Here is a 7338-nt window from a genome sequence, read left to right as displayed (position 1 = left end):
GTCGATTTACGTGATTCTCGGCCGTCACATGTGCCAATATTTGGCAATCCGAATCAGTAATCACCGCGCTTTTAGTGGGTTTCAAAAGGTGCCGACCTTTTTCCTGCGCTCACAGGAACAGCTGACGGCTGAGTTGTCTGAGTTTTTAAAAACCGCAACGTGGCGGACGTTTGATTATCAGGATTTCTTTGTTTTGTCGCTGGTGAAATTTGGGCACCATCATGGCACAACGTTTCAGATTGATGATAGTTACGCAACCTTTTCCGAAGAGACACAGGCGATGATTTTTTATCAGCTCATTCGATTAGGTAGGCGGCAGCGGGTGATGATGAATGCTTTGCCGGCGGAGCTTAATCAGGCACTTGCCAAGCTTTATGCGTCGGATTTGATTGGCAGTTTTTCGAATCAGCAGTCGCTGCTGGTTTATCTTTCCGAAGGCGGTCGGCGGCTTTTGGATCTGCATGCTGGCCAATATATGCCGCAATTCATGCAAGACTATCAGCAGGTTGATTGGCATAACTTGAATCTGCCAGCGGTTGCGTTGTTGGCGGATAGGGATCAGGATCAATCGTGAAGGTGTGTCTTTTAGATGTGGCGTGCCGAAATGTGCGCTCTGACAGTTTTCAACACATTGACAGAGAAGGTGTGGACTTGGAAAAAATCACCAATTTCCGTGAACTTGGCGGGTATCGCAACAAGAACGAGCAGATGGTCAAAAAGGGGTTGTTATATCGTTCGGGACAGCTTTTTGATCTGGATCGTGAACAAAAATATTTTATCGCTAAGACAGTGGGCATTCGCCATGTCATTGATATGCGCGGTGCGGACGAACGCGAGCAGTTTCCCGATACGATTTTGCCAGGCATTTTGTACACAACGCTGGATATTTTGAAAGATGCGACTACGAATGACGCGAGCTTGGGCCAAATGATTACCGAACAAGGCGACGTGCAAGGCAACATGCTGGCGACTTATGAGCAGTTGGCGTTGAGTGATTCGGCGCAGGCAGGGTATCACGCGTTTATTGAGAACTTGCTGAAGGCGCCGGAGCCAACTGTTTTTCATTGTTTTGCTGGAAAAGATCGCACGGGTGTCGGAGCTGCGATCATCCTGAAGCTGTTGGAAGTCCCTGACCAAACGATTATGGAAGATTATCTGCTGACGAATCAGGAACGCAAAACTGCGAATCAAACAATTTTGGCTGATTTGAAAAAACGAGGCGTTCCGGAAACGCAACTGCAGACCATTGCAGTGGCATTGAAAGTGGACTCGGCGTATCTTGAACGGTATTTTCAGGTGATTGATACAAAGTTTGGCAGTTTTGATCAGTATGTGCGGGAAGGGTTGCAGCTGACGGCGGACCATGTTGACAGGTTTCAGGGGTTGTATTTGCAAGGCTAATACATTGATTTGACGGTTTTTATCAAGGCTTTCTTTGTTCGTAAGTAGAGGTGTGCTCATAAGGGGGCATGACTTGATGATGATTAGCGTTGTTTTCGTTGATCGTGATGGAACGATTGGCGGTAATGGGCACTTTACACCAATATCCGAGTTTGTGCCGTATGTCGGCAGCGTAGCGGGTATTCGAGCTTTACGCAAAGCCGGAATTCAGGTGTTTGCCTTGACCAATCAAACTCGAATTGCAGCCGGTCAACTTGATGAAGGTGAATTGCATCAGTCACTCCTTGAACTGGGCTGCTCGGATGCTTTTATCTGTCCGCATGCTGAAAATGCTGGCTGTTCTTGTCGCAAACCTAAAACTGGACTTATTACTCAGGCGCACTTAAAGTATACTTTTGCCAATGAGGAAGCCGTAATCATTGGCGACAGTTATCGTGCTGATATGCAGTGCGCCAGTCGCGCTGGAATCTTAGGTATTCACGTTGCAACCGGCCGTGGGGATGCAGGTAGAACAAATGTCGACGGTAATTTTGTGGAATGCGCGGATTTAGCGGCTGGAGCAGATTGGATTTTACGACATAATCGGTTGAAAAAAAGAGGTGCTTACCATGGCTGATATTCGCATTGTTAAAGCAACGCCAGATACTGATTTTGATGCCGTCAGCCGTGTTTATTACGAAACCTGGCAGTTCGCTTATCGTCATTTGCTGCCTGAAAGTTTTTTGAAGCAGCTCACCCAAGATTCATGGCATCCAGAGCGGCGATGGAAGAATACGTTTTTGGCAATGAACGGCACTACGAAAATTGTCGGTGTCTGTAGTTTCGGCCCAGCACGGATGGCAGATTATGAGGGTTGGGGTGAATTATATTCGTTATACGTTTTGCCACATTTTCAGCGTCAGCGCATTGGTGGTCAGCTGATCGGTCAGGCGTTAAAGCAACTTAAGCGTAACTACGCGCGTCAATATGTTCGCGTGCTAAACAACAATCTTGCGGCGCAGAGGTTTTACCAGCAGTTTGGGTTCAAGAAAACCGAGCTGGTGTTAGAAGACGTCACAAGGTTTGGCACCATTCGCGAGTTGATGATGATTCGGGAAGGCACAGGCTGATCAACTTTAGGGATGCATTCCACTTCCTAGAAGTAGCCCTCCTGCACCTGATATTGCTTTAGAAACTTTCTTTTGGATACGATACGATGATTCGTCGCATCTAGGTAATCGCCCGGATAGCCGATTAAGGTCACGTCAAAGAAATCGCCTTGCTCGTGGAAAATAGTCGGCTTTTGATCTTCCAGACTTTTAATCATCGGGGGATACAGGCCTGCCATGACGATACGCAGCCGGTTGTCTAACCAAGTAAGATAATTTTTTTCAAAAGCTTCTTTGACCCAAGCCCGCTGTTCATTGGTTCGACTAATCTTCCAAACTTCAGCTGGCTGGCCTTTATAAAAGACGTGCATCTGTGTGTCACCTCGTCAAAGATGAGCCATGATTGTCCTGGTGCTTAAACATTTATAGCATACAGCGAATTTGGATCGCCACAAGCTTAAAACTTTTTCGATGAAATCCCAACTAAACCTCTTATAGCAGGCTTAGATCAAACAATGTCGTCTCATTGGAAGGAGCAGATCAAAATGGATGATCTTTCGATTTCACCTTAAGCTGTAGCCAAGTTTAAACAGTACTGGCCACAATTCAAAAAGAGCAAGAATTTCAAGGAGTTGGATGTGTATCCTGACGTTAAAGAGAATGCCCCCAGTCTCCTCCAAGCATTTTTCGCCGGCATGGAAGTTATTGTCAGTTTAAATCCGAGCGAATGGACATCAGCGGACATTCAAGAATACGCAGAGAGTTTTGTTGATGAGAAGCCAGATGAGGCTGAAGCAATGATTTTCTTATTATATACTTTGGAGTTGATTGAGACTTTCTTGGTATGGCTGTCGGCAAGGCGTGTGGTTCATATCAAGCAGAAGGATATTACGCAAATAATGATGACACCTCGAATGGATTTGACCGATCATATCGACGCAGCTCTTGCAGAAGACGAATCTGACGAGCCGGACGATAGCGAAGATGTGCCGGAACTGTTCGAGGATATGCCTGATGATATGTTCACAGAGGAAAATGAAGATTCGTGGCTCCAAGACAATTCTTATCAGCCTGAGGAGTTCTATCGAACCGAACCCCACGTCGACAAAATTGGCGATCAGGAATGGCAATTGGTCACTGCAAAAAGTGTTCACGATCAATTGCTTAAGTACATACGATTGGCGTGGGCAGCCGAAGACAGTGGTGACCTGCGCAATGCTTATCCTCAGTCGGTAGTCATTGATGCGGTTGTCCAGACGAGCGATGCACTCTATGCCCAACACTTAGAAACCATCCAGACATGGGAGCCTGAACACTTTGCCGACTACATCGTTAACACCATTCATACGCAGCCATTAGAGAAAGCACAGGCGCTTTTTGCCAGCTGGATGCATTTGCTCATGTACATGATTTTCCATCAAAAAATCGACCGAGAGCATGCCGACGAACTGTTAGCGACATTTGCGCACAGTGCACAGTTTTTGCCTCAACCAAAACCAAAAGGCAGAGCGGTTTCGCTATCTGACTATAGGCGGGGTAAGCGGAAGAACAAGAAACGTAGGAAGAAGCGGTAATCAGGAAGCGCGAAACTTACGGTGATAGCAAATATTGATTTCCGAAGGCATATATGGTATATTATATGTATGGAAAAGCCGGAGTTTGAATCATACACACGTCCTAATGGGCATAATGAGTTTGAAGAATTCTACCAACGATTGCCAATTAAGGATCGTGAAAAGCTTTCAGCAGTTATGTTGCGAACCCAGAGTTACGGCATTCAGATCGCAATTCATCAAAAGTGGGTTAAAAAATTACCTGATGGTTTTTTTGAACTCCGCTCGTCAGTTGCTGGCAACATTCAGCGAGCTATTTATTTTCATGCCCAGGGAAGCCGTTATATTGTGACACATGGTTTTACTAAAAAAACGAAAAAAACGCCGCAGACTGAAATCAAGCTTGCCGCGGTCATCCGAAGCGAGTTTGAAAGCGAGGAAAGACAATGAGTGCAAAGACGATTAAGTTCGATGACCTTCTAAAAGCAGAACTGAAAAATCCAGAATTTCGTGAAGGGTTTGAAAAGGAAACTGCCAAGTTAGACAGTGCAGTTGCTTTAATGAATGCGCGAGAAGCTCAAGGGTTAACACAACGCGAATTGGCGGAACGTGCCGGTGTGCCACAATCAACGATTGCACGTATAGAACGTGGTGACAACACCAGTATGGACACACTGAGTCATATAGCGTTCGCACTTGGGAAAAAACTAAAGGTACAATTTACGTAATCCTTTTCAATATGGTTGCAGTTTAGCTGTTGAAAAACTGACAATTTAGGATGCTACATGGTGAAGCGACCGTCTAATTTGACACCGCCGTAAATATGTGAAAAGATACCTAACAACAGCAATTTAAATAACCAGTCACTACCGGGTGACAGTATCGTAACCGCATTAGGTCAATGCAGCGGTTGCGGCACTGTCACCTTTTTTGCTGTAAGCGCGAGCAGGAGAGAAGTCGGAGTGGGCGTAATGGCGATGTTTGCCATTGCGACCAAGGCCCTTATACGCAGATTTCTGCGACGGGGAGCGCGTTATGGCAACTATGGCGGTTAACCACAGGCTTTTAATCACAGGAGGAAAAGAAAACATGCAATGGTTTTATTTAGTATTAGCAGGCGGTTTTGAAGTCGTTTGGGCAACGTTTATGAAGTTGTCGCACGGGTTTTCCCGATTAGGTTTTACTTTAGCCACGTTGGCGGGGATGATTTTAAGCTTTGGCTTTCTTGCGCTGGCAGTTAAGCATCTGCCGTTAAGTCTGGCATATCCGGTTTGGACGGGGATCGGTGCGGTTGGCTCGATTATTGTTGGCGTGGTTTTGTTCAAGGACCAGTTGCAACCGGCAACGTGGCTTTTCATCGCGTTATTGGTTATCGGGATCGTCGGCATTAAAGTGACCAGTGGCGATTAATCGAAAAACAGCTGCTGTAATAAGTATTACAAAAAAAGACGCATCTGCATGGAAATGCGCCTTTTGGTAATTTGTGATTGATGTACCCGTCTCCGCCAAGCAATGATTACAAGATCCCACGAGGTTGGCTAATCGAACTTAGCTCTTCATGAATGTCATTGTCCATAAAGTCTTTTAATTGATGCCACCACATCAAAGCCTCAGGATCAAGCTTGAAACCTTGTAAGCCAATTAAGCGCACAAATCTGCCGTATAAGTGTGCCAATGCGTAGTCAAGAGCTCTAGGAGAATGTCTTTTTGATAAATTGAAAACGTTCAGTGCTTCATCAAGGACCTCTTGAGCTGATTGGATATCAGGGTTTCTGCGGGGCATCTTCTGGAGGCTGAGATTCAAACCAGTCAGAAGATAATAAGCTGTATTTCGATTGACGGTATTCATGACTTCCCTGCTTTCCATAATGGGATCTACCGACGAAGTGTCTAGAAATTGATCATGGCAGATGCTGTCCCAAAGTCCCACCAATTGCAGAGTTAATCGTATTGTTTATAACGTTCCCAACAACAGTATCCCAATTAACTCGGCACTTACCATTTCGCATATTCGCCATGGTATATGGATATCCATTACGGCATTCGATGTTATCACTAATGCTACTGAATGGTGAGTAATAGCCAGGTGTAACGGACGCTTCTGCGGTATGGGTTGGAGAAAGAAGTGTACCTCCTGTAACCAACCCTAACGAAACCGACAACAAAATTAGAATTCTTTTCATGACAATACTCCTCTTTTTTCGTGAAAGAAGTGGCGAGAAAACGCACAATGTAATCGGTTACATTTAAGATTATACAGTGTTTGTTGACAGAGTCAATCAGAACGATATTTATCTATTTTCAAATTTTCTTGTTTGTTCAAAGTGCATTTTCATTTTGCTGTTATTCATTGGAATTGTCGGTATTAAAGTCACCTGTAGCGATTAGTCGCCAAATGAACCTTATAAAATGATAAACTTAAGTCGTGTGAATGGGAGGTGCTCGAATGTCACCGAAACGGATTATTCGGATATTTCAAGCAGCGATCGTTGGCGATGCTTTTGGTGTACCGTACGAATTCAAGGAGCGGGGAACTTTCACCGTAGAAACCGCGATGATTGGTGGGGGCTTTTGGGAACAAGCGGTGGGAACGTGGTCAGATGACACGTCTTTTACCCTCGCGCTCATTGACAATCTGACTCAAGACGGCGGTTACGCGGATCTTATGGATAAGTTTGTGGCGTACATGGAAAATGGCGCCTATACACCAAATGGGCAGCTATTTGATATTGGTAATACTTGTGCCAAAGCCATTCGTACGTATGTTATAGAGCAAGCTGAACCGACAACGTGCGGCGATCCGTCTGAATATGCAAATGGCAATGGTGCCTTGATGCGATTAGCTCCCTTAGCGATCGCACTGTATGATGAGCCATCATTCAAACAGCGTGCCAAAACGTTTCGTGCCTACACCCAAATGACCCATCGCCATCTCCGCGCTGCGCTTGGAAGTATCATTTATTTGGAAACGTTATGGCAGTTGCTTCACGGCAAAACATTGTCCCGGGCTCTGATGGCAGCCAACTGGTCATTTGAAGCGTTGCCGACAAACGAAAAAGTTGAGGTGCCGGTTTTTCAGCGATTATTTGCGGCCGACTTTAAAGAACTTCCTGTGTCAGCAATCAAATCAAGCGGTTATGTGGTTGATACGCTAGAAGCAGCCTTTTGGGTGGCGAGTAATGCTCCTGACTTTAATACTGGTATTATGACTGCTGCTAGTTTAGGCGAAGACACCGATACAATTGCGACCATTGCCGCGTCATTGATGGCTGCCAGCGGGCGTGATGTCATATCGG

11 protein-coding genes are annotated in these 7338 nt (G+C 45.5%); 9 read left to right on the top strand and 2 right to left on the bottom strand.

The genetic code is table 11. From position 1 onward, the window contains the following. From BVJ53_RS13260 to BVJ53_RS13245, 4 genes are all read left to right on the top strand, one after another. Positions 1-574, top strand: a 574-nt coding sequence (locus BVJ53_RS13260; RefSeq protein WP_238150180.1) for a hypothetical protein, incomplete at its 5' end; no start/stop codon positions are given. 71 nt (positions 575-645) lie between these two features. Continuing rightward, positions 646-1401 carry a tyrosine-protein phosphatase gene (locus BVJ53_RS13255; protein WP_191983451.1) on the top strand — a complete coding sequence of 252 codons (756 nt, stop codon included), beginning with the start codon at positions 646-648 and terminating at the stop codon, positions 1399-1401. 76 nt (positions 1402-1477) lie between these two features. Continuing rightward, on the top strand, positions 1478-2017 hold the full coding sequence (locus BVJ53_RS13250; RefSeq protein ID WP_129302816.1) for an HAD-IIIA family hydrolase: 540 nt from the start codon (positions 1478-1480) through the stop codon (positions 2015-2017). Further along, positions 2010-2510 carry a GNAT family N-acetyltransferase gene (locus BVJ53_RS13245; RefSeq protein ID WP_129302815.1) on the top strand — a complete coding sequence of 167 codons (501 nt, stop codon included), beginning with the start codon at positions 2010-2012 and terminating at the stop codon, positions 2508-2510. Before BVJ53_RS13250 ends, BVJ53_RS13245 begins: the two co-directional genes overlap by 8 nt. A gap of 26 nt (positions 2511-2536) precedes the next feature. On the opposite strand, the gene BVJ53_RS13240 is transcribed toward BVJ53_RS13245, so the two are convergent. Next, positions 2537-2860, bottom strand: a complete 324-nt coding sequence (locus BVJ53_RS13240; protein WP_129302814.1) for a hypothetical protein — start codon at positions 2858-2860, stop codon at positions 2537-2539. Positions 2861-3127: 267 nt separating this feature from the next. Between BVJ53_RS13240 and BVJ53_RS13235 the strand changes: the two genes are divergently transcribed. The 4 genes from BVJ53_RS13235 to BVJ53_RS13220 all read left to right on the top strand — a co-directional run bounded on the left by BVJ53_RS13235 (position 3128) and on the right by BVJ53_RS13220 (position 5452). Continuing rightward, a complete protein-coding gene (locus BVJ53_RS13235) occupies positions 3128-4063 on the top strand; it encodes a hypothetical protein (RefSeq protein ID WP_129302813.1) in 936 nt (311 codons plus the stop codon). Positions 4064-4132: 69 nt separating this feature from the next. After that, a complete protein-coding gene (locus BVJ53_RS13230) occupies positions 4133-4492 on the top strand; it encodes a type II toxin-antitoxin system RelE/ParE family toxin (protein WP_129302812.1) in 360 nt (119 codons plus the stop codon). Beyond that, positions 4489-4770: a helix-turn-helix domain-containing protein gene (locus BVJ53_RS13225; RefSeq protein ID WP_129302811.1), complete on the top strand. Its 282-nt coding sequence runs from the start codon at positions 4489-4491 to the stop codon at positions 4768-4770. Before BVJ53_RS13230 ends, BVJ53_RS13225 begins: the two co-directional genes overlap by 4 nt. A gap of 361 nt (positions 4771-5131) precedes the next feature. After that, a complete protein-coding gene (locus tag BVJ53_RS13220; protein ID WP_010490584.1) occupies positions 5132-5452 on the top strand; it encodes a DMT family transporter in 321 nt (106 codons plus the stop codon). 106 nt (positions 5453-5558) lie between these two features. Here BVJ53_RS13220 and BVJ53_RS13215 read toward each other — a convergent pair whose 3' ends face one another. After that, on the bottom strand, positions 5559-5891 hold the full coding sequence (locus BVJ53_RS13215) for a hypothetical protein (RefSeq protein WP_129302810.1): 333 nt from the start codon (positions 5889-5891) through the stop codon (positions 5559-5561). Between the two features lie 597 nt (positions 5892-6488). Between BVJ53_RS13215 and BVJ53_RS13210 the strand changes: the two genes are divergently transcribed. Next, positions 6489-7338 (top strand): ADP-ribosylglycohydrolase family protein (locus BVJ53_RS13210; protein ID WP_129302809.1); only part of this gene is annotated, 850 nt, incomplete at its 3' end.

This window comes from Lacticaseibacillus chiayiensis (assembly GCF_004123795.1).
Taxonomy (GTDB): Bacteria; Bacillota; Bacilli; order Lactobacillales; family Lactobacillaceae; genus Lacticaseibacillus; species Lacticaseibacillus chiayiensis.
Note: the sequence above shows the minus strand (reverse complement) of the source record. Positions and strands in the feature narration are given on the sequence as shown.

Bases quoted from the DNA above. Each gene is read 5' to 3' on its own strand.
- BVJ53_RS13240 (WP_129302814.1), bottom strand. From the start codon at position 2,860: ATGCACGTCTTTTATAAAGGCCAGCCAGCTGAAGTTTGGAAGATTAGT.
- BVJ53_RS13245 (WP_129302815.1), top strand. From the start codon at position 2,010: ATGGCTGATATTCGCATTGTTAAAGCAACGCCAGATACTGATTTTGAT.
- BVJ53_RS13220 (WP_010490584.1), top strand. From the start codon at position 5,132: ATGCAATGGTTTTATTTAGTATTAGCAGGCGGTTTTGAAGTCGTTTGG.
- BVJ53_RS13215 (WP_129302810.1), bottom strand. From the start codon at position 5,891: ATGAATACCGTCAATCGAAATACAGCTTATTATCTTCTGACTGGTTTG.
- BVJ53_RS13225 (WP_129302811.1), top strand. From the start codon at position 4,489: ATGAGTGCAAAGACGATTAAGTTCGATGACCTTCTAAAAGCAGAACTG.
- BVJ53_RS13250 (WP_129302816.1), top strand. From the start codon at position 1,478: ATGATGATTAGCGTTGTTTTCGTTGATCGTGATGGAACGATTGGCGGT.
- BVJ53_RS13230 (WP_129302812.1), top strand. From the start codon at position 4,133: ATGGAAAAGCCGGAGTTTGAATCATACACACGTCCTAATGGGCATAAT.